Below are 20,686 nucleotides of genomic sequence, written 5' to 3' on the forward strand. Positions count from 1 at the left end.
GGTGCCGGTCACACCGGCCCGCGCCGGTCGGGTGCGGGCGCGGCGGTCAGGCCGGGGCGCTGCCGGCGGTGGGCGTACCGCCCGAGGTGGGTTCGGCGCGGCGGGGGGCGTACCGGGGGACGTACTCCTGGCCGGTCAGCTTCTGGATCTCGGCCATCAGCTCGTCGGTCATCTCCCGCAGCGAGGTGCGGTCGTCGGAGCGGCCGGTGAAGTCCAGCGGCTTACCGAACCGGATGATGATCTTCGCCTTGCCGGGGCGGGGAATCCGGGTGCCGATCGGCTGGACCTTGTCGGTGCCGGTCACCCCGACCGGGATCACCGGCACCCCGGCCGCCACCGCCAGCCGGGCGGTGCCGGTCCGTCCCCGGTAGAGTCGGCCGTCGGGCGACCGGGTCCCCTCGGGATAGACGGCGACCAGGTCGCCGCCGCGCAGCGCGGGGATGGCCGCGTCGAACGCGGACAGCGCGGCCCGGCCACCGGCCCGCTCGACCGGGATGGCCCCCAGGCCGGTGAGCACGAACTTGGACAGCGCGCCCTTCGGGCCGGTGCCGGTGAAGTACTCCGACTTGGCCCAGAAGGCGAGGTGCCGGGGAACGACGGTGCCGAGCAGCAGCTCGTCGGCGACGGAGAGGTGGTTGCCCGCGAAGATCGCGCCGCCGCTCGCCGGGATGTGCTCCAGCCCCTCCACGACCGGGCGGAACGCCAGCCGCATCGCGGGTCCCACGGTGAGCTTGCCGATGGTGTAGAGCAGCGGCACGGGTCCTCCGGCGGTCGTACGGTGAAACAGGCGGTGTCACGGTAGCGGACGGACGCCCGTAGGACCCAACGGGTGCACGCGCGTCCGCCTGCTGGATGGCGCGGGTGGTCGTGGGGTCCCGGCCCGCCGGGCCGGGACCCCACCGACGACTCACACCGGGCGGACGGTCACCGTCACCCGCTCGCCGTCGCCGACCTCACCGGCGAAGCCGTCGACGCCGTCGGCGAAGTCCACCGTGTCGGCGAGCACCTCCCGGGCCACGAACCCGGTGTACGCCGACACGGCCGCCCGGACCTGCTCGGAGCCCGACACCGACACCACGATCCGGTCGGAGATGTCCAGGTCGGCGTCCCGGCGGGCCTGCTGCACCACCCGGACCACGTCCCGGGCCAGCCCCTCGGCGGCCAGTTCCGGGGTGACCTCGGTGTCGAGCACCACCACGCCCTCACCACCGGGCAGCGGCGCGGAGTGCTCGGCGTCCGCGGCGACCAGGCGCAGCTCGTACTCGCCCTCGGCGAGGGTGACCCCGGCGGCGACGGGGGCGCCGTCGCGCAGCTCCCACTCCCCCGCCTTGACCGCCCTGATCACCTGCTGCACCTGCTTGCCGACGCGGGGGCCGAGTGCCCGGGGCACCACGGTCAGCACCTGCTGGCAGTAGCTGGCGACCTCCGCCGAGAACGCCACCTCCTTGACGTTGACCTCGTCGGCGACCAGGTCGGCGAACGGCCGGAGCTGGTCGGCGACCGGGGAGGCCACGGTCAGCTTCGGCAGCGGCAGCCGGACCCGCAGCCCCTTGGCCTTGCGCAGCGACAGCGCCGCCGAGCAGACGTCCCGGGTGGCGTCCATTGCCGCGACCAGGTCGTGGTCGGCGGGCAGGTCCTGCGCCGACGGCCAGTCGGTCAGGTGCACCGACCGCTCGCCGGTGAGCCCGCGCCAGATCTCCTCGGCGGTCAGCGGGGCCAGCGGCGCCACCACCCGGCAGAGCGTCTCCAGCACGGTCCACAGCGTGTCGAACGCGTCGGCGTCGCCCGACCAGAACCGGTCCCGGGAGCGACGCACGTACCAGTTGGTCAGCGCGTCGAGGTAGGACCGGACGGTGCCGCACGCCCCGGAGATGTCGTACGCGTCCATCTGCGCGCCGACGGTCTCCACCAGTTCCCGGGTCTTGGCCAGCACGTACCGGTCGAGCAGGTGTGTGCTGTCCACCCGCCGCCGGGCGGTGTGCCCGTCGGCGTTGGCGTAGAGCGAGAAGAAGTACCAGACGTTCCACAGCGGCAGCAGCACCTGCCGGACGGCGTCGCGGATCGCCGGCTCGGTGACCGGCATGTCGCCGCCGCGCAGCACCGGCGAGGACATCAGCATCCAGCGCATCGCGTCCGAGCCGTACGCGTCGAAGACGTGGTAGACGTCCGGGTAGTTGCGCAGGCTCTTGGACATCTTGCGCCCGTCGGAGCCGAGCAGGATGCCGTGGCTGAGGCAGTTGCGGAACGCCGGCCTGTCGAACAGCGCGGTGGCCAGCACGTGCATGGTGTAGAACCAGCCCCGGGTCTGCCCGATGTACTCGACGATGAAGTCACCCGGGTAGTGGTGCTCGAACCAGTCCGCGTTCTCGAACGGGTAGTGCACCTGGGCGAACGGCATCGACCCGGACTCGAACCAGCAGTCCAGCACCTCCGGCACCCGGCGCATCGTCGAGCGGCCCGTCGGGTCGTCCGGGTTGGGTCGGGTCAGGTCGTCGACGGCCGGCCGGTGCAGGTCGGTCAGGCGTACGCCGAAGTCCCGCTCGATCTCCGCCAGGGAGCCGTAGACGTCGACCCGGGGGTAGGTCGGGTCGTCGGACTTCCACACCGGGATCGGCGAGCCCCAGAACCGGTTGCGGCTGATCGACCAGTCCCGGGCGTTGGCCAGCCACTTGCCGAACGAGCCGTCCTTGATGTGGCCGGGCGTCCAGTTGATCTGCTGGTTCAGCTCGACCATCCGGTCCCGGAACTGCGTCACCGCGACGAACCACGACGACACCGCCTTGTAGACCAGCGGGGTGTCGCAGCGCCAGCAGTGCGGGTACGAGTGGGTGTAGGTGTCCTGCCGCAGCACCACCCCCCGCTCCTTCAGCTCCCGGATCACCGGCTTGTTGACGTCGAAGACCTGCTCACCGGAGTACGGCGGGACCAACGCGGTGAACCGGGTGTGGTCGTCCACGGTGACGATCGTGGGGATGCCGGCGGCGTTGCAGACGTTCTGGTCGTCCTCGCCGAACGCCGGGGCGAGGTGCACGATCCCGGTGCCGTCCTCGGTGGTGACGAAATCCGCGCCGAGCACCTGGTAGGCGTTCTCGCCGGCCTGCTCGACGAGGAAGTCGTAGAGCGGGGTGTAGCGGCGTCCGACCAGGTCCCGGCCGTACACGGTGCCGACCTGCCGGTAGCCCTCCAGCTCCTTGGCGTACGCGCCGAGCCGGGCCGCGCCGACGACGAACCGTTCCCCGTCGCGGTCGAGCACCGCGTACTCGATGTCGGGGCCGACGGCGAGCGCGAGGTTGGACGGCAGGGTCCACGGCGTGGTGGTCCAGACGCCCAGCTTCACCGGCCCGCGCAGCAACTCCGGGGCGGACTCGTCGGCGGTCAGCCCGAACCACACGGTCAGCGTCGGGTCGTGCCGGTCGCGGTAGACGTCGTCCATCCGGGTCTCGGTGTTCGACAGCGGCGTCTCGCACCGCCAGCAGTACGCCAGCACCCGGAAGCCCTCGTAGACCAGGCCCTTGTCGTGCAGGGTCCTGAAGGCCCACATGACGCTTTCCATGTAGTCCAGGTCGAGGGTCTTGTAGTCGTTGGTGAAGTCGACCCAGCGGGCCTGCCGGGTGACGTACCGCTCCCAGTCCTGGGTGAACTCCAGCACCGAGGACCGGCACGCCTCGTTGAACCGGGCCACCCCGAGGTCGAGGATCTCCGCCTTGCTGGTGATGCCGAGCTGCTTCTCGGCCACCACCTCGGCGGGCAGTCCGTGACAGTCCCAGCCGAAGCGCCGCTCGACGTGCCGGCCGCGCATGGTCTGGTAGCGCGGCACCACGTCCTTGACGTACCCGGTGAACAGGTGGCCGTAGTGCGGCAGGCCGTTGGCGAACGGCGGGCCGTCGTAGAAGACGTACTCGTTCTTACCGTCGTCGCCGGCCGGCCGGGCCGTCACCGACGCCTCGAAGGTCTGGTCGGTGCGCCAGTGCTCCAGGACGCGGCGCTCGACGTCGGGCAGGTCCGGGCTCGCCGGGACGCCGGCGGCGGTCGGGTCGTGCAGCGGATAGCCCATCGGGGGTCGCTCTCCTCTGGCAGCTCACTCAGTCGTGGTCTGCGAGGACGAGCCCTGTCCGGTACGCCGTCGTCGACGCCCCGGGCCGGGCCCGCGGTACCACCCCGCTTGACGGTCAGGATCGACCGCCCGCTCGTTGGCCGGCTGTGACGGGCCGCCCCGTCCGGTTCTACTCGGGCCCTGCGGGCCCTTTCTTCCGGAGGCTCACCGGTGATGGCCGGGTCGTCGCCTGTACCGGCAAGGATACTCGACCTGTCCGGGTCACCGCCGCCGAGTAACGGGGGTGCGGGCGGCCGGGCCGACCCATAGATTCGCGGCCATGGGTGAGCACGCGATCGAGGCGGTGGGGCTGCACCGCAGCTACCGCAGCCGGACCGGCTGGCTACGACCGCAGCGCCGGGAGGTGCACGCCGTCGCCGGGGTCGACCTCGCGGTGGGCCACGGTGAGCTGTTCGGCCTGCTCGGCCCGAACGGCGCCGGCAAGACCACCACCATCAAGCTGCTCAACACCCTGCTGGTCCCGACGGCGGGCGCGGCGAGGATCTGCGGCTTCGACGTGGTCCGGCAGACCCGGGAGGTGCGCCGACGCATCGGGTACGTCTTCGGCGGCGACCGGGGGCTCTACGACCGGCTCTCCGCCCGGGACAACCTGCGCTACTTCGCCGAGCTGTACGGCGTACCGGGCCGGGAGCAGAAGCGCCGGATCGCCGAACTGTTCGAGCTGGTCCGGTTGACCGGCCGGGAGGACGACCGGGTCGAGGGCTACTCGCGGGGGATGCGCCAGCGGCTGCACATCGCCCGGGGGCTGCTGCACCGGCCCCGGGTGCTGTTCCTCGACGAGCCGTCGATCGGGGTCGACCCGGTGGCCGCCCGGGAGCTGCGGCAGACCGTCGCCGACCTCGCCGCCACCGGCACCACCGTGCTACTGACCACGCACTACATGGCTGAGGCCGACGAGTTGTGCGGTCGGATCGCGGTGATCGCGGGCGGCCGGATCCAGGCCCTGGGCACCCCCGCCGAGCTGCGTCACCACGCCGACGGCCGGCGGGTGCTGGAGGTGGAGGCGTACGGGGTGACCGACGGGCAGCTGGCCGCCATCCGGGCCCGGCCTGGCGTCCGCGAGGTGAGCCTGGCGGTGCACGGGGCGGCGCAGGTCCTCGGGGTGCAGTCCGACGCGGGGGTGGACGTGCAGGCCGACGTGCTGCGGGAGCTGGGCGGGGTACGGCTGGGCCGGGTGACCGCCCGGCAGCCCACCCTGGAGGACGCGTACGTGGCGATCGTCAACCGGGCGGCGGAGCCGACGCCGGTGGCCGGGCCGGTGCCGGCGTGAACACCGTGCGGATGATCGCGGTCGGCGCGCTGCTGCACGTCAAGCAGCTCAGCCGGTCCCCGTTCGAGATCGCCATCGCGTTGTTCGTCCCGGTGGTCCAGGCGACCCTGGCGGTCTACCTGTTCCGGGCCGGCGGTGAGCCGGACCGGCTGCTGGAGGCGGCGGTCGGCGCGGGCCTGATGGGGGTCTGGTCGACGGTGCTGTTCGGCTCCGGCGGGGCGATCCAGAACCAGCGCTGGCAGGGCACCCTGGAGATGATCATGTTGGCGCCCCGGTCGCCGGCGTTGGTGCTGCTGCCGGTCACCCTGGCCACCGGCATCACCGGCACGTACGCGATGCTCGCCACGCTGGTCTGGGGCCGGCTGCTGTACGGCATCCCGCTCGACTTCGCCCACCCGGTGGCCTTCCCGGTGGCCGTCGCCGGCTGCATCGCCGGGCTGGGCATGTTCGGGCTGCTGCTGGCGTCCGGCTTCGTGCTGCTGCGGCACGCCAACGCGCTGGCGAACATGCTGGAGTACCCGATCTGGCTGGTCTCCGGGATGCTCGTGCCGGTCACCGCGCTGCCCGGCTGGACCGGTCCGGTCGCCGCGGTGCTGCCGACCACCTGGGGCGCCCGCGCGGTGCACGAGGCCGCGTCCGGCGGGCCGGTGTGGCCGGCGCTGGCGGTCTGCCTGGCGATCAGCCTGACCTGCCTGGCCGCCGGCTGGGCCCTGATGACGTACGTCGAGCGCCGGGCCCGGGTCACCGCGACCCTGGCCCTGGCCTGAGGAGGCACCGGTGGGCGCGCTGCTGCGGCTGGTCGGGGTGGGCGGGGTCATCGCCTACCGGGCCCTGTTCAACTGGACCACCCCGTCGATCTTCGTGGGCACCCTGCTGGTGGGCCCGCTGTTCCAGCTCTTCTTCTTCGCCTACCTGGGGCGGGAGTTCGGGGTCGCCGACGACCGGTTCTACATCGTCGGCAACGCGGTGCTCTCCGCCGCGCTGGCCTGCGTCTACGGCGGCACCATGGCGGTGGCCAACGAGCGGCGTTTCGGCACCCTGGGGCACGTGCTGCTCTCCCCGCGCAGCCGCACCGCCATCTTCCTCGGCCGGGTGCTGCCGTACGCCGGCAACGGCCTGCTGATCGCGGCGAGCACACTCACCGTGGCCGCGCTCCTGCTCGGCCTGCGGGTCCCGGCCACCGCCCTGCCCGGCCTGCTGCTGGCGCTGGCCACCGCCTCGCTGGCCTGCGGTTTCTTCGGCCTGACCCTGGGCGCGCTGGGGTTGCGCTTCCGGGACGTCTTCCTGATCTCGAACGTGGCGGTGGCGCTGCTGCTGCTGTTCACCGGGGTGAACGTGCCGGCCGACGACCTGCCGGCGGGCATCCGTGCGGTGGGCGCGGTGCTGCCGATCACCCATGCCGCCGACGCGGCCCGGCGGCTGGCCGCCGGCGCTCCGCTGGGCGACGTCCTGCCGCCGATCGGCGTGGAGCTGGCCGTCGGGGTCGGCTACGCCGTGCTGGCCGCCGGGCTGTTGACGGTCTTCGAGGCGGAGTCCCGTCGCCGCGCCTCGCTGGACACCCTCTGAGCCGGCGGCGCTAGCCGGTGACCTCCAGGTAGCGGTCGACCATCGCGTCGACCTGCGCCGGCACCTGGAGCTGCACGAAGTGCCCGGAACCCACGGTCTGCCCGATGAACGCCTGCGGGGCGACTTCGGCCAGCCGGGCGTAGTCGGCGAACGGGGCGTTGCTGCCCACGAAGAGCAGCGGGCGGTCCCAGCGGCGCAGGGCGGCCACGTCCTGCTCGGCGGCGATCCAGTCGGCCAGCCCGGCGATCGGCGCGTACGCCACCTCGGTCGACGGGCGGGCGGTGGCCGCCACCACCCGCTCCACCAGGCGCGGGTCGGAGTACGGCGGGAAGTACGACCTGACGATCGACTCCCGGACCGCGCCCGAGGTGTCCTCCCGCAGCGACGCCGCCACCTGGGCGATCGCGGCGGCGGAACCGGGTGCCCCGGCCACCGCGGAGTCGAGCAGCCCCAGCCGGGTGAACCGGTCCCGGTCCCCGGCGGCGGCCTGCAGCGACCAGACCCCGCCCAGGCTGTGCCCGATCACGAAGACCCGGCGCAGGTCGAGCGCGGCGGCGAAGGCCCGCAGGTGACCGGCCATCGCGGTGACCGCGTAGCCGTCGGCCGGGGGCGGGCTGGCCCCGTGGCCCGGCATGTCGACGGCGATCACCCGGTCCTGGCGGGTGGCCAGGTGCCGGGCCAGGGGTGCCATGAAGTCGTGGTCGCAGCACCAGCCGTGCACCAGCAGGAAGGTGCTCCGCCTGCCGTGCCCGTACGTCCAGTACCGCATCCCGGCGGCAGTCTGCCCGTCCATCGTCGAACCCTCCCCGGTGTTTTCGCAGGTAGTGGCGTCCTTCCACTTAAGCGCGCCCGGTCGGACAGGGCACGGCGTATTGTTCCTTTTGGCACACCTGGACCTTTTCGGGTGGCGCAGCGGTGGGACGGGAGCGGGCCGTGGACGGGCGGATCGACGAGTTCTTCGCCGCCCTGGCCGCCGACGGCCGGGGCCGGTTGCCCGTCGCCCCCAGCGGACTGCTCCGCTTCGACATCGTCGCCGAGGGCGGCGAGACCGCCACCTGGTTCGTCCGGCTCGACGGCGCACAGATCCGGGTCGCGCGCACCGGCGAACACCCCGACTGCACGGTCGAGGTCCGACCCGAGGCGTTCGTCCGGCTGCTTGCCGGCCGGGACAACATGGTGTCGATGCTGCTGCGCGGCGACGCCTCGGTCGCCGGCGACCTGGCGCTGCTGTTCACCTTCCGGCGGCTGCTCCCGGTCGCCGCCGACAGCGTGGGCACCGAACCCGCCGCCGAACTGGTCCCCCACACCGCCTCCGGTGTCATCGGGCTGCACGAGGTCACCAGCGTCTTCGCCGGCAACATGTTCATGATCAGCGGGAAGAACGGGGACGTGCGGGCCACGCCGACCTCCCCGCTCGGGCTCTTCTCCTTCGACACCCGGTTCCTGTCCACCTGGGCGCTGACCATCGACACCGAGTCCCTCTCGGTGCTCTCCGTCGACGACGTCGCCACCTACGAGGCGAAGTTCGGGCTGGTCCCCGGCGAACCCACCCACTACGTCAACGCCACCACCTCCGTGCTGCGGCACCGCTGGGTCGGTCCGGAGTACGAGGAGGAGATCACCCTGTTCAACTACGCGCCGGAACCGGTGCGCTACGTCGTCCGGCTCGACGTGGGCGCGGACTTCGCCGAGGTGCTGGAGGTCCGCGACGGCTTCCGCCGGGCCCGGCCGGTGACCGTCACCATCGCCGACGACGCGCTACGGCTGCACTACAAGCGGGCCGGCCTGCACCGGGAGACCGTGATCACCTCCAGCACGCCGGCCAGGATCGACGAGCACGGTCTGACCTGGACGTTCACCGTCGACCCCCACGGCACCTGGTCCACCCGGCTGCGGGTGCTCGCCCTCCTGCGCGACCTGCACCGCCGTGACCTGCGGGAACGGCTCACCAGTTCGGTGGGGCGCAGCCAGCACCAGCGGGGCCGGGACATCACCGAACGCACCGCCGGGGTGCCCCGGCTGCGCGCCGACCACAAGGCGCTCCAGCGGGCGTACGAGTACGGCGTGCGGGACCTGGCCGCGCTGCACTACCCCGGGCTGAACTTCCCGACCGCGCTGCCCGCCACCGGGCTGCCCTGGTCGATGGCGCTGCTCGGCCGGGAGAGCCTGGTCAGCAGCTTCCAGGCGCTGCCCTTCATGCCCGAGCGGGCGGTCAACACGCTGCGCATCCTGGCGCTGAGCCAGGGCGTCCGGCACGACCCGTTCCGCGGCGAGCAACCCGGCAAGATCCTCCAGGAGAGCCGGTACGGCGACTCCGGCGCGTTCAACGACACCCCGGAGTCGGCCAGCTTCAGCGCCGCCGACACCACCGCCGCCTTCGTCATCCTGCTCGACGAGTACGAACGCTGGACCGGCGACGCGGAACTGGTACGCCGGTTCGAGTTCGAGGTCCGGGCCGCCATCGGCTGGCTCGACCACGACGCGGACCGGGCCGACAGCGGCTACGTCTGGTCCACCCGCCGCCCGACCCGCACCGGGCCGCAGAACGAGAGCTGGCGCAACTCCGCCGACGCGATCTGCTTCGCCGACGGCCATCCACCCACCTACCCCCTGGCGATCTGCGAGATCCAGGGGTACGCCTTCGAGGCCCGCCGCCGGGCCGCCCGGATGGCCCGCCGGTTCTGGGACGATCCCGCCTGGGCCGACCGGCTCGAACGCGACGCCGCCCGGCTGCGGGAACGGTTCGACCGGGACTTCTGGCTGCCCGAGCAGGGCCACTACGCGGTGGCGGTGCAGCTCGACGGCGTCCCGCTGGACTCCCTCACGTCCAACATGGGGCAGCTGCTGTGCACCGGCATCGTCGCCCCGCACCGCGCCGAGCAGATGGTGGCGCACCTGATGTCCCCGGCGCTGTACTCCGGCTGGGGCATCCGCACCCTGGCCAGCACGGCAGCCGACTACAACCCGCTGGGCCACCACACCGGCGCGGTCTGGCCCTGGGAGAACTCGCTGATCGCCTGGGGGCTGCGCCGGTCCGGGTTCCGGGCGCAGGCCGCCCGGGTCGCCACCGGGCTGCTCGACGCCGCCCGGCACTTCCAAGGCCGGCTGCCGGCGTACCTCACCGGCTACGACCGGGCCACCACCCACGTCCCCGTCCCGCACGGGTTCACCGACAGCCCGTACGCGCCGTCGGCCGGAGCGCCCCTGATGCTGCTGCGCGCGCTGCTCGGGCTGGAGCCGTACGAGGACCATCTCGCCGTCGACGCCGCGGTCCCCGAGGAACTGGGCCAGATCGAGCTGCTCGACATCAGGGGCCGCTGGGGGTACGCCGACGCGCTCGGCCGGGGTCGCCCGTTCCGGGACCGCCCGGTCCCCTAGCGCGCCCCCGGCCGCCGGCCGGGTGCCCCGGGGTCAGCCCAGGGCGGGGAACCAGAGCGCGATCTCGCGCTTGGCGCTGTCGGTGGAGTCCGAGGCGTGCACCAGGTTCTCCCGGTTGGACAGCGACAGGTCACCCCGGATCGTGCCGGCGGCGGCCTTGCGCCCGTCGGTGCTGCCGATCATCGCCCGGACCACCTCGATCACCTGGTCGCCGGAGAGCACCAGCGACACCAGCGGCCCGCTGGTCATGAACGTCTTCAGCGGCGGGTAGAACGGCTTGTCCACGTGCTCGGCGTAGTGCTGGTCGGCGAACCCGCCGTCCAGCGTCCGGATCTCCAACGCGTCGATCCGCAGGCCCTTGCGCTCGAAGCGGGAGATGATCTCGCCGACCAGGCCACGGCGCACCGCGTCGGGCTTGATCAGTACGAGGGTGCGCTCATCCGGGCTGCTGCTGGACACGCTGGGTTCCTCCTGTGCGCACAAGGCGGTTCGGCTGGGTACGGTCAGCCTAGCGACCCGGTACCGGCACCGGCGCGGCGGCTGCTCTTTCCCTCGGTCGCCGCGCGGCCTAGCCTGGCTCTGACCCCTGGGAGGTCCACTGTGGCGAATGGCGGGAACCGCACCATCGCGCCGGTACGCAAGCTGATCGCCGCGGTGCTCGGCACCGTGGCGGTCTTCGTCGTCCTGTTCGGGCTGGGCATGACCAGCTGGGCCATCGTCGCGCTGGGCGTGGCCCTGGTCGTGCTCGCCGTCGCCCTGGGCACCGTACGCGGCGGCGGACGCACCTGGGTGGTCGGCGTCGGGCACGTGCACAGCGCTTCCGAACCCCCCACCCAGTACTCCTTCGGCCGGTGCGAGCTCCAGTTGGTGATCGACGCGCCGGGCCTGCCGCCCCGGTCCAAGAAGATCATCGAGCCCCGGGTACCGGTGGCGAAGTGGCCGTCGCTGGGGCAGACCCTGCCGATCCGGGTGGCCCTGGACGACCAGCGGCACGTCCGCGTCCTGTGGGACGAGGTACCGACCCACACCGAGGCCGCCGCGGGCGTGACCGACCTGCCCCCGGAGTACGCCGACGCCGAGCCGCTCGACGACATGCTGATCCAGCAGGAGGCCCCGCCGTGGGCGGGCCGCACGGCCGACGACGACTTCCACGACGAGTTCCGGGACGACCTGCGCGACCCGCCGCCCGCCGACCCGCTCCGGGCCGAGCCACCGCACCCGGACCCGGTCCGGTCCGAGCCGCTGCGCGACGACGTGGAGGTGCTGACCGACGAGCGGGAGCCGGTGGTGGTGCACCAGCGACCGGGCGGCCCGGTGGTGCTGGAGGGCACCCTGGTCGAGCAGCCGGCGACCGGCCAACTCCCCCGCCGCGCCACCGCCCCCACCGCCTCCGCGTCCACCGCCGGCACCGCGTCCACCGCCGCCTCTGCGTCCACTGCCGGCACCGCGTCCACCGCCGGCACCAGCCCTGCCGGCACCGCCCCTGCCGGCACCGCCCCCGCCGGTGCCGCCGCCGGCCCGGCGACCGCTGCGCCCACGGCCGCGCCCGCCCCACGGCCGCCCGCCGAGGAACGGTTCGACGCGCCGATCCTCGACCCGGTCGACGTACCGCTGGACGGGCCCACCACCGGTGACGGCCGGCTCGACCCCGACCTGGACGAGGCGATCTTCGGGTACGACCCGGCCGCCGCGACCCCCGGGGGCGACGATGCGGCCGGCCCGATCAGCGGCGTCGGGCTGACCCTGCTGGTCACCGACCTGTCCCGCTCGCTGGACTTCTACCGGGACCTCGGCTTCGAGGAGTTCGACCGGGGCGCCGGCAACGCGGTGCTCGCCTCCGGGCAGACCCGGCTGGTGCTGCGCGAGGTGACCGGGGCCGCCCCGATCAGCCGCCGGCTGGTCCACGTCAACCTGGAGGTCGACGACATCGAGGCGGCGTACCGGCGGCTCAAGGACACCGGCGTCCGGTTCACCTACGCGCCCCGGGTGGTCAACCGGGGCACCAAACTGGAGGTGTGGGCCGCCGCCTTCCGGGATCCGGACGGGCACGGCATCGCGCTGACCCAGTGGCGGGAACGCGCCGAGGCGTGACCCGGCTCAGCCGAGGATGACCCGCCGCACGTGCAACGCGTACGCCCAGACCAGGGCGAAGATGACCCCGAGCCCGAACAGCGACCAGTGCAGCAGGCCGGCGAGCAGCAGCAGTCCCTGCAACACGGTGCCCACCGACCAGGCCCACGGGCGGCGCATCAGACCGGCCAGCAGCACCGCCGCCACGGCCAGCGCCACGGTGGCCGCGATCGCCGCCCCGCCGAAGTGCCCGCCGACCAGCCGGATCGGCTGGATCGCCAGCAGCAGCACCAGCGCCTCCAAGCCGAGCGTCCCGGCCCCGAGCCCCCGGACGGCCGCTTCGGGGTTACGCAACCCCGAACGCCGCCCGGCCGGGCCACCGCCCTCGGCCGGGCCACCGCCCTCGGCCGGGCCGGTACGGTCGGACGTTGCGCTGCCTGCTGCCGGGTCGGTGACCTGCGCCGGGTCGGTGCCTACGGCCGGGGCGGTGCGGTCGGGTGTTCCGGCACCTCCGGCCGGGCCGGCGCTTCCGGCCGGCTCCGGATGGTCGGCAGGGCGGCGGTCCGGGTGCGGGCGGCCCGGGGTCGGGCCGGTCATCGCTTCAGCAGCCGTCGGGCGTCGGCCACCGTCACCACCGAGCCGGTGACCAGCACCCCCACCCCGGCCAACTCGCCGGGCACGTCGTACTCGGCCTCGGCGACGGCCGCCTCGATGGCGTCCGGCATCGAGTCGGCCACCTGGACCCGGTCCGGCCCGAAGACCTCCCGGGCCAGCTCGGCCAGCTCCTCGACGGGCATCGCCCGGGGAGAGCTGTTGCGGGTGACGACGAGCGAGTCGAGCACCGGTTCCAGCAGCTCCAGCAGGCCGGCGGCGTCCTTGTCGCCGAGCACGGCGAGCACCCCGACCAGCTTGCTGAACGCGAACTCCTCCTGGAGCGCGGTGACCGTGGCGGCCATCCCGTGCGGATTGTGCGCCCCGTCGAGCAGCACCGTCGGGGCGTTGCGCACCTTCTCCAGCCGGCCGGGGGAACTGGTGGCGGCGAAACCCTCCCGGACGGCCTCGACGTCGAGCTGCCGCTTCGCCCCGGCCCCGAGGAACGCCTCGACGGCGGCCAGCGCCACCGCCGCGTTCTGCGCCTGGTGCGCGCCGTGCAGCGGAAGGAACACCTCGTCGTACACCCCGCCGAGCCCCTGGAGGGTCAGCACCTGGCCGCCGACGGCGACCGCCCGGCGCAGCACCCCGAACTCCGCGCCCTCCCGGGCGACCGTGGCACCGACCTCGGCGCACCGTTCCAGGATCGGCCGGGCCGCCTCCTCCTCCTGCGCGGCGGCGACCACCGTCGCGCCGGAGTGGATGATGCCGGCCTTGTGCAGGGCGATGTCCTCCAGGGTGTCGCCGAGCCACTCGGTGTGGTCCAGCCCGATCGGGGTGAGCACCGCCACCCCGGCCTGGAGCACGTTGGTGGAGTCCTCGGCGCCGCCCAGCCCCACCTCCACCACGGCCACGTCGACAGGCGCGTCGGCGAAGGTGGCGAACGCCAACGCGGTGGTCAGGTCGAAGTAGGTGAGCGGCTCGGCCGACCGCTGGTCGACCAGGTCGGCAAGCGGCTTCACCTCCCGGTACGTGGCCACGAAGCGGGCCTCGTCGACCGGTTCCCCGTCCAGGCTGATCCGCTCCCGGACGGTCTCCAGGTGCGGGCTGGTGTAGCGGCCGGTGTGCAGGCCGAAGGCCCGCAGCAGCGAGTCGATCATCCGGGCCGTGGACGTCTTGCCGTTCGTCCCGGTCAGGTGGATCGACGGGTACGCCCGCTGCGGGCTCCCCAGCAGGTCGAGCAGCGCCTCGATGCGGTCCAGCGAGAAGTGCATGCGGGTGAACCCGCGCGCCGCCAACTCCGCGTCGACGGCGGCGAACTCACCGCGCCCCTCGCCGGACCGGGCGGGCTGATCGGTACGGTCGGTCACGAGGGAAGCGCCTCCAGAGCGGCGTCGATGCGGACCAGGTCGGCCTCGGCCACCGCCAACCGGTCGCGGATCTTCGCGACCACCGGCTCGGGCGCCTTGCCGACGAACGCCGGATTGTCGAGCTTCGCGCGGGCCTGCGCGACCTCCTTCTCGGCGGCCGCCCGGTCCTTGGTGAGCCGGGCCCGCTCGGCGGCCACGTCGATCGACCCCCGGGTGTCCAGCGCCACGCTGACCTCGCCGGGCATGGCGAGGGTGGCGCTGGCCTGGAAGTCGTCGGCCGGGGCGTCCAGCCGGGCCAACGAACGGATCAACGGCTCGTGCGCCGCGATCTGGACCCCGGCCAGCCCGTCGAGGCGGGCGGCCACCCGCTGGGTGGGTCGCAGCCCCTGGTCGGAGCGGAACCGCCGGATCTCGGTCACCACCCGCTGGACGGTGCCGACCTCGCGCTCCGCGGCGTCGTCCACGAGGGTACGGTCGGCGCTCGGCCAGGCCGCCGTCATCACCGTCTCGCCCCCGGTCAGCGCCGTCCACAGCTCCTCGGTGACGAACGGGATCACCGGGTGCAGCAGCCGCAGCAACTGGTCCAGCACGTGCCCGAGGACCCGGCGGGTGGCGTCGGCGGCCGGCCCGTCGGCGGCGAGCACCGGCTTGGCCAGCTCCACGTACCAGTCGCAGACGTCGTCCCAGGCGAAGTGGTAGAGCAGGTCGCACACCTTCGCGAACTCGTACGCCTCGAACTGCTCGTCGACCTCGACGGTGACGTGCGCCAGCCGGGACAGGATCCACCTGTCGACGGTCGAGAGCTGGTCGGCCGCCGGCAGCGGGCCCTCGGTGTGCGCGCCGTTGAGCAGCGCGAACCGGGTGGCGTTCCACAGCTTGTTGCAGAAGTTGCGGGAGCCCTGGCACCACTCCTCGCTGACCGGCACGTCCCCGCCCGGGTTCGCGCCCCGGGCCAGGGTGAACCGGGTCGCGTCGGCCCCGTACCGGTCGATCCAGTCCAGCGGGTCGACCACGTTGCCGAACGACTTCGACATCTTCTTGCCGTACTGGTCGCGGACCATGCCGTGCAGGGCGACCGTGTCGAACGGCTGCCGGCCGTCCATCGCGTACAGGCCGAACATCATCATCCGGGCGACCCAGAAGAAGAGGATGTCGTAGCCGGTGACCAGCACGCTGGTCGGGTAGAACTTGGCCAGGTCCGGGGTCTGCTCCGGCCAGCCGAGGGTGGAGAACGGCCACAGGCCGCTGGAGAACCAGGTGTCCAGGACGTCCTCGTCCTGGACCCAGCCCTCGCCGGTGGGGGGCGTCTCGTCCGGGCCGACGCAGACGATCTCGCCCGCCGGGCCGTACCAGACCGGGATGCGGTGGCCCCACCACAGCTGCCGGGAGATGCACCAGTCGTGCATGTTGTCGACCCAGGCGAAGTAGCGCTTGGCCAGCTCGGCCGGCTCGATCTTCACCCGGCCGTCGCGTACCGCGTCGCCGGCCGCCTTCGCCAGCGGGGTGGTGTTGACGAACCACTGCAACGACAGCCGCGGCTCGACAGTGGTACGACACCGCGAGCAGTGCCCCACCGCGTGCACGTACGGCCGCTTCTCGGCCACGACCCGGCCCTGCTCGCGCAGCGCCGCCACGATCGCCGGGCGGGCCTCGTACCGGTCCAGACCCTGGAACGGACCGGGCGCGGTGATGACGCCCCGCTCGTCCATGATCGTCAGGGCGGGCAGGTCGTGCCGCTGGCCGATCTCGAAGTCGTTGGGGTCGTGCGCCGGGGTGACCTTGACCATGCCGGTGCCGAACGCCGGGTCGACGTGCTCGTCGGCGACGATCGGGATACGCCGGCCGGTCAACGGCACCTCGACCTCGGTGCCGACCAGGTGCCGGTAACGGTCGTCGTCGGGGTGCACGGCCACGGCGGTGTCCCCGAGCATGGTCTCGGCCCGGGTGGTGGCGACCACCACGTCGTCGCTGTACCGGATCGAGACCAGCTCACCCTCGTCGTCGGTGTGCTCCACCTCGATGTCCGACAGGGCGGTCAGGCAGCGCGGGCACCAGTTGATGATCCGGTTCGCCCGGTAGATCAGGCCCTCGTCGTACAGCTTCTTGAACATGGTCTGCACGGCCCGGGACAGGCCCTCGTCCATGGTGAAACGTTCCCGGTCCCAGTCGACCGAGTCGCCGAGCCGGCGCATCTGGCCGAGGATCGCCCCGCCGGACTCGGCCTTCCACTGCCAGACCCGCTCGACGAACTTGTCCCGACCGAGGTCGTGCCGGGACAGCCCCTCCCCCGCGAGCTGCCGCTCCACCACGTTCTGGGTAGCGATGCCGGCGTGGTCCGTGCCGGGCAGCCAGAGCGCCTCGTACCCCTGCATCCGCTTACGGCGCACCAGCGAGTCCTGGACGGTGTGGTCCAGGGCGTGGCCCATGTGCAGCACGCCTGTGACGTTCGGTGGGGGGATCACGATGGTGAACGGGGGCTTGTCACTCTGCGCCGACGCCCGGAAGTGGCCGGCGGCTACCCACTGCTCGTACCGTCGCTGCTCTACCTCGCCGGGCTGGTACTGGCCGGCAAGGGTCGGGGCGTCGGGGCGTCGGGCATCCAGTCTCTCGGTCACCTGTGAAAGTCTACGGAGCGCTTCGGCGGACCCGACGTGCGCCACCGGTCATTCGCGTACGGTGGCGAACATGTCCGACGCACATCTCACCGAGCGTCAGCTCATCGAGGGTCCCGAACCGGTCGAGCTGACCGACGAGCCGATCCGGTTGAGCACCCACGACCCGGAGCAGAGCCCCCAGGGGCGGCGCCCGGTGTCCCGACGCCGGCGGATCGCGCTGACCGTCGCACTCGTGGTCGGCCTCGTCGGCGCCGCCGCGCTCGGCACCGCCGGTTGGCGCATCGCCCAACAGAAGGACGTCCGGCTGGACCCGCCCGGCCACCTCGCCGGTCTCACCCGCGACGACTCCGACCGGGCCCGCAGCACCGCCGACTACCTGCGCGCCGGATTCGCCGCCGACATCGACCTGGACCGCAGCATCGGTACGGTCTACCGCGACCCCGCCGACGAGAAGCGGACGGTGCTGTTCTTCGGTGGCACCACGCTGCTCTGGCAGCCGGAACGCGACCTGGACAGCCTGTTCCGGTTGATGGCCGACGAGACCGGCCGGGTGACCGACGTCCGTACCGTGCCCGCCGGGAAGTACGGCGGCGTGATGAAGTGCGGCCGGACCAGCGGCGACGGCGGCGACTTCGCGATCTGCGGCTGGGCCGACCACGGCAGCGTGGCGATGGGCATGTTCGCCAACCGTTCCGTCGACGACTCGGCCGGCCTCTTCCGCCAGCTCCGCGAAGGCATCCAGACCCGGGGCTGACCGCCGCCGGGCCTCTCCCCTCACCCAGCGCGCCCGTTACCTTTTTGATCGTCCCCAGGCCCAGGCCCCCGGTTACCCTCGCCGCTCCAGGGCTCGCTCGGCGGGCCTTGCGTTGACCGTGCCATGTCGGCGACGTTGCGCCTTCCCAGCCGAGCATTACCGCGACGTCACCACCCAAGCGGTGCCTGACCGGCCCGGGGTCGGGCTGACCGCCCCGATCCCGGGCGGTCAGGGCCGTCGTGACGACGCCGGCAGGTGATGGCCGTGCAGGGCTGCCGGGGTGGGTGGTGGTGACGGGTCGCTCGGCTTGGCGCTCGGTGTGCCGTCGTGGCGTGGTCGTCGTCGATTGCTTCAGCAGCTGTGGATTGCTCCAACGTCGGGGAAGTCGGGGTATCGCATGCTGAGTCTGCGCTGGATCTGGGGGTGGGCATGCTCCACGTCGGGCTGCCTATCGCCGACATCGGGGATGTAGGGGTATTCCGTGTCGGGATGGCCGCTTCTTCGCCCCATCAGCCCTGACCCCGGGGTCCTCGGCCTGGCGCGAGGAGTCTCGGAGGGGCGAGGGCCCAGGGCGGGGCTTTCCGTGTCGGGCTGCCTATCGCCGACATCGGGGGTGTAGGGGTATCCCGTGTCGGGATAGCCGCTTCTTCCGCCCACCAGCCGTTAACCCTCGGGCCCTTGACCCTCGGGCCCCTAATCCTTGGGCCCTTGGCGTGGGACGAGGAGTTCTGGGGCGAGACGTCCCGGAGGGTATGACCTTTCCGCTTCCGGTGGTGGGCCTTTCCTACCGGTGGCGCGGGCCAGTTCCGGGGGGGGGGGAAGTGGTGTGGAATGCAGTTGAGGCCAACCCCGGGTGGGGTTGGCCTCAACTGAAAGATTGTCCGGCGGTGTCCTACTCTCCCACACCCTCCCGAGTGCAGTACCATCGGCGCTGGAGGGCTTAGCTTCCGGGTTCGGAATGTGACCGGGCGTTTCCCCTCCGCCATGACCGCCGTAACACTATGAACATATCAAACAACACACACACCCACAAAAAACCACTACCACCCTGTGGGGGGTTGTTCGGTGTTTGTTCAGAGTTGCACAGTGGACGCGTAGCAGCCTTGTTATCAAGTCCTCGGCCTATTAGTACCGGTCAACTCAACCCGTTACCGAGCTTACATTTCCGGCCTATCAACCCAGTCGTCTAGCTGGGGGCCTTACCCCCACAAAGTGGGGTGGGATACCTCATCTTGAAGCAGGCTTCCCGCTTAGATGCTTTCAGCGGTTATCCCTTCCGAACGTAGCTAACCAGCCGTGCCCCTGGCGGGACAACTGGCACACCAGAGGTTCGTCCGTCCCGGTCCTCTCGTACTAGGGACAGCCCTTCTCAAGTATCCTACGCGCACGGCGGATAGGGACCGAACTGTCTCACGACGTTCTAAACCCAGCTCGCGTACCGCTTTAATGGGCGAACAGCCCAACCCTTGGGACCTGCTACAGCCCCAGGATGCGACGAGCCGACATCGAGGTGCCAAACCATCCCGTCGATATGGACTCTTGGGGAAGATCAGCCTGTTATCCCCGGGGTACCTTTTATCCGTTGAGCGACACCGCTTCCACACGCAAGTGCCGGATCACTAGTCCCGACTTTCGTCCCTGCTCGACCTGTCAGTCTCACAGTCAAGCTCCCTTGTGCACTTGCACTCAACACCTGATTGCCAACCAGGCTGAGGGAACCTTTGGGCGCCTCCGTTACCCTTTAGGAGGCAACCGCCCCAGTTAAACTACCCACCAGACACTGTCCCTGAACCGGATAACGGTCCGAAGTTAGATACCCAAATCAACCAGAGTGGTATTTCAAGATTGCCTCCACCCATACTGGCGTACAGGTTTCACCGGCTCCCACCTATCCTACACAAGTCCATTCAGATACCAATGTCAAGCTATAGTAAAGGTCCCGGGGTCTTTCCGTCCTGCCGCGCGTAACGAGCATCTTTACTCGTACTGCAATTTCGCCGGGCCTGTGGTTGAGACAGTGGGGAAGTCGTTACGCCATTCGTGCAGGTCGGAACTTACCCGACAAGGAATTTCGCTACCTTAGGATGGTTATAGTTACCACCGCCGTTTACTGGCGCTTAAGTTCTCCGCTTCGCCCCCGAAAGAGCTAACAGGTCCCCTTAACGTTCCAGCACCGGGCAGGCGTCAGTCCATATACATCGAATTACTTCTTCGCATGGACCTGTGTTTTTAGTAAACAGTCGCTTCCCCCTGCTCTCTGCGGCCATACAACGCTCCACCCGCACGGGGCTTCACGTCTCCGGCCCCCCTTCTCCCTAAGTTACGGGGGCAATTTGCCGAGTTCCTTAACCACAGTTCGCCCGATCGCCTCGGTATTCTCTACCTGACCACCTGTGTCGGTTTGGGGTACGGGCCGCTCGAAACTCGCTAGAGGCTTTTCTCGGCAGCATAGGATCACTGACTTCACCTGAATCGGCTCGGCATCACGTCTCAGCCTCCATGCGGTGCGGATTTACCTACACCACGGCCTACACGCTTACCCCGGCACAACCACCGGCCGGGCTCAGCTACCTTCCTGCGTCACCCCATCGCTTGACTACTACCCGCCAGGTTCCCACGCTCCCCAACCTCAACCCGAAGGTCTCGGCTGGTTCGGGTGGTTAGCACAACGAGGTTCATCAGGGACGCTCCTTCGCGGGTACGGGAATATCAACCCGTTGTCCATCGACTACGCCTCTCGGCCTCGCCTTAGGTCCCGACTCACCCAGGGCGGATTAGCCTGGCCCTGGAACCCTTGGTCATCCGGCGGAAGGGTTTCTCACCCTTCTTTCGCTACTCATGCCTGCATTCTCACTCGTGCCGCGTCCACAACTGGGTCACCCCGCTGCTTCACCCCCGGCACGACGCTCCCCTACCCATCCACACACCTGCACGCACCATCAAGGGTACGCGTGGTTA

At 71.2% G+C, this 20,686-nt stretch carries 13 protein-coding genes and 2 rRNA genes (1 of these 15 running past the window's edge); 6 read left to right on the forward strand and 9 right to left on the reverse strand.

What is annotated here, in order from left to right:
* Nucleotides 1–46: 46 nt before the first annotated feature.
* Nucleotides 47–757: a lysophospholipid acyltransferase family protein gene (locus ACN268_RS15090; protein WP_421483747.1), complete on the reverse strand. Its 711-nt coding sequence runs from the start codon at nt 755–757 to the stop codon at nt 47–49.
* A gap of 150 nt (nt 758–907) precedes the next feature.
* Nucleotides 908–4,054, reverse strand: a complete 3,147-nt coding sequence (ileS, locus tag ACN268_RS15095) for an isoleucine--tRNA ligase (RefSeq protein ID WP_421483748.1) — start codon at nt 4,052–4,054, stop codon at nt 908–910.
* 319 nt (nt 4,055–4,373) lie between these two features.
* On the opposite strand from ileS, the gene ACN268_RS15100 reads away from it, so the two are divergent.
* From ACN268_RS15100 to ACN268_RS15110, 3 genes are read left to right on the forward strand one after another with little or no spacing between them, the layout of a single operon-like run.
* Complete coding sequence (locus ACN268_RS15100) at nt 4,374–5,384, forward strand: ABC transporter ATP-binding protein (protein ID WP_421483749.1); 1,011 nt, start codon at nt 4,374–4,376, stop codon at nt 5,382–5,384.
* Nucleotides 5,381–6,151, forward strand: a complete 771-nt coding sequence (locus ACN268_RS15105) for an ABC transporter permease (RefSeq protein ID WP_421483750.1) — start codon at nt 5,381–5,383, stop codon at nt 6,149–6,151. The genes ACN268_RS15100 and ACN268_RS15105 overlap by 4 nt, the downstream gene beginning before the upstream one ends.
* 10 nt (nt 6,152–6,161) lie before the next feature.
* Entirely contained in the window at nt 6,162–6,950 is a 789-nt protein-coding gene (locus ACN268_RS15110) for an ABC transporter permease (protein ID WP_421483751.1), read from the forward strand.
* 10 nt (nt 6,951–6,960) lie between these two features.
* Here ACN268_RS15110 and ACN268_RS15115 read toward each other — a convergent pair whose 3' ends face one another.
* On the reverse strand, nt 6,961–7,743 hold the full coding sequence (locus tag ACN268_RS15115) for an alpha/beta fold hydrolase (RefSeq protein ID WP_421483752.1): 783 nt from the start codon (nt 7,741–7,743) through the stop codon (nt 6,961–6,963).
* Between the two features lie 140 nt (nt 7,744–7,883).
* Between ACN268_RS15115 and ACN268_RS15120 the strand changes: the two genes are divergently transcribed.
* Entirely contained in the window at nt 7,884–10,328 is a 2,445-nt protein-coding gene (locus tag ACN268_RS15120; protein WP_421483753.1) for a glycogen debranching N-terminal domain-containing protein, read from the forward strand.
* 33 nt (nt 10,329–10,361) lie between these two features.
* Here ACN268_RS15120 and ndk read toward each other — a convergent pair whose 3' ends face one another.
* The gene (gene ndk, locus ACN268_RS15125; RefSeq protein WP_204926261.1) at nt 10,362–10,787 is read right to left on the reverse strand and encodes a nucleoside-diphosphate kinase; all 426 of its coding nucleotides are present in this window, start codon (nt 10,785–10,787) and stop codon (nt 10,362–10,364) included.
* A 141-nt stretch (nt 10,788–10,928) separates the two neighbouring features.
* Between ndk and ACN268_RS15130 the strand changes: the two genes are divergently transcribed.
* Entirely contained in the window at nt 10,929–12,419 is a 1,491-nt protein-coding gene (locus ACN268_RS15130) for a VOC family protein (protein WP_421483754.1), read from the forward strand.
* 6 nt (nt 12,420–12,425) lie between these two features.
* On the opposite strand, the gene ACN268_RS15135 is transcribed toward ACN268_RS15130, so the two are convergent.
* From ACN268_RS15135 to ACN268_RS15145, 3 genes are all read right to left on the reverse strand, one after another.
* Complete coding sequence (locus ACN268_RS15135; RefSeq protein WP_421483755.1) at nt 12,426–12,995, reverse strand: DUF4233 domain-containing protein; 570 nt, start codon at nt 12,993–12,995, stop codon at nt 12,426–12,428.
* Entirely contained in the window at nt 12,992–14,263 is a 1,272-nt protein-coding gene (locus tag ACN268_RS15140) for a bifunctional folylpolyglutamate synthase/dihydrofolate synthase (protein ID WP_421486901.1), read from the reverse strand. The genes ACN268_RS15135 and ACN268_RS15140 overlap by 4 nt, the downstream gene beginning before the upstream one ends.
* Nucleotides 14,264–14,355: 92 nt before the next feature.
* Entirely contained in the window at nt 14,356–16,974 is a 2,619-nt protein-coding gene (locus tag ACN268_RS15145) for a valine--tRNA ligase (protein WP_421483756.1), read from the reverse strand.
* A gap of 70 nt (nt 16,975–17,044) precedes the next feature.
* On the opposite strand from ACN268_RS15145, the gene ACN268_RS15150 reads away from it, so the two are divergent.
* Nucleotides 17,045–17,728 (forward strand): hypothetical protein, encoded by a 684-nt coding sequence (locus tag ACN268_RS15150; protein WP_421483757.1) that lies wholly within the window; start codon nt 17,045–17,047, stop codon nt 17,726–17,728.
* Between the two features lie 879 nt (nt 17,729–18,607).
* Here ACN268_RS15150 and rrf read toward each other — a convergent pair.
* Together rrf and ACN268_RS15160 are read right to left on the reverse strand one after the other, a co-directional pair.
* Nucleotides 18,608–18,724 (reverse strand): 5S ribosomal RNA (gene rrf / locus ACN268_RS15155).
* A 109-nt stretch (nt 18,725–18,833) separates the two neighbouring features.
* Nucleotides 18,834–20,686 (reverse strand): 23S ribosomal RNA (locus ACN268_RS15160); it runs 1,260 nt beyond the window's last position.

It is taken from the genome of Micromonospora sp. WMMD735 (assembly GCF_049178995.1).
Lineage (GTDB): Bacteria > Actinomycetota > Actinomycetes > Mycobacteriales > Micromonosporaceae > Micromonospora > Micromonospora wenchangensis.

Coding starts and splice junctions, on each gene's coding strand:
- ileS (WP_421483748.1), bottom strand. CDS start 4,054: ATGGGCTATCCGCTGCACGACCCGACCGCCGCCGGCGTCCCGGCGAGC.
- ACN268_RS15150 (WP_421483757.1), top strand. CDS start 17,045: ATGTCCGACGCACATCTCACCGAGCGTCAGCTCATCGAGGGTCCCGAA.
- ACN268_RS15115 (WP_421483752.1), bottom strand. CDS start 7,743: ATGGACGGGCAGACTGCCGCCGGGATGCGGTACTGGACGTACGGGCAC.
- ACN268_RS15100 (WP_421483749.1), top strand. CDS start 4,374: ATGGGTGAGCACGCGATCGAGGCGGTGGGGCTGCACCGCAGCTACCGC.
- ACN268_RS15140 (WP_421486901.1), bottom strand. CDS start 14,263: ATGCACTTCTCGCTGGACCGCATCGAGGCGCTGCTCGACCTGCTGGGG.
- ACN268_RS15135 (WP_421483755.1), bottom strand. CDS start 12,995: ATGACCGGCCCGACCCCGGGCCGCCCGCACCCGGACCGCCGCCCTGCC.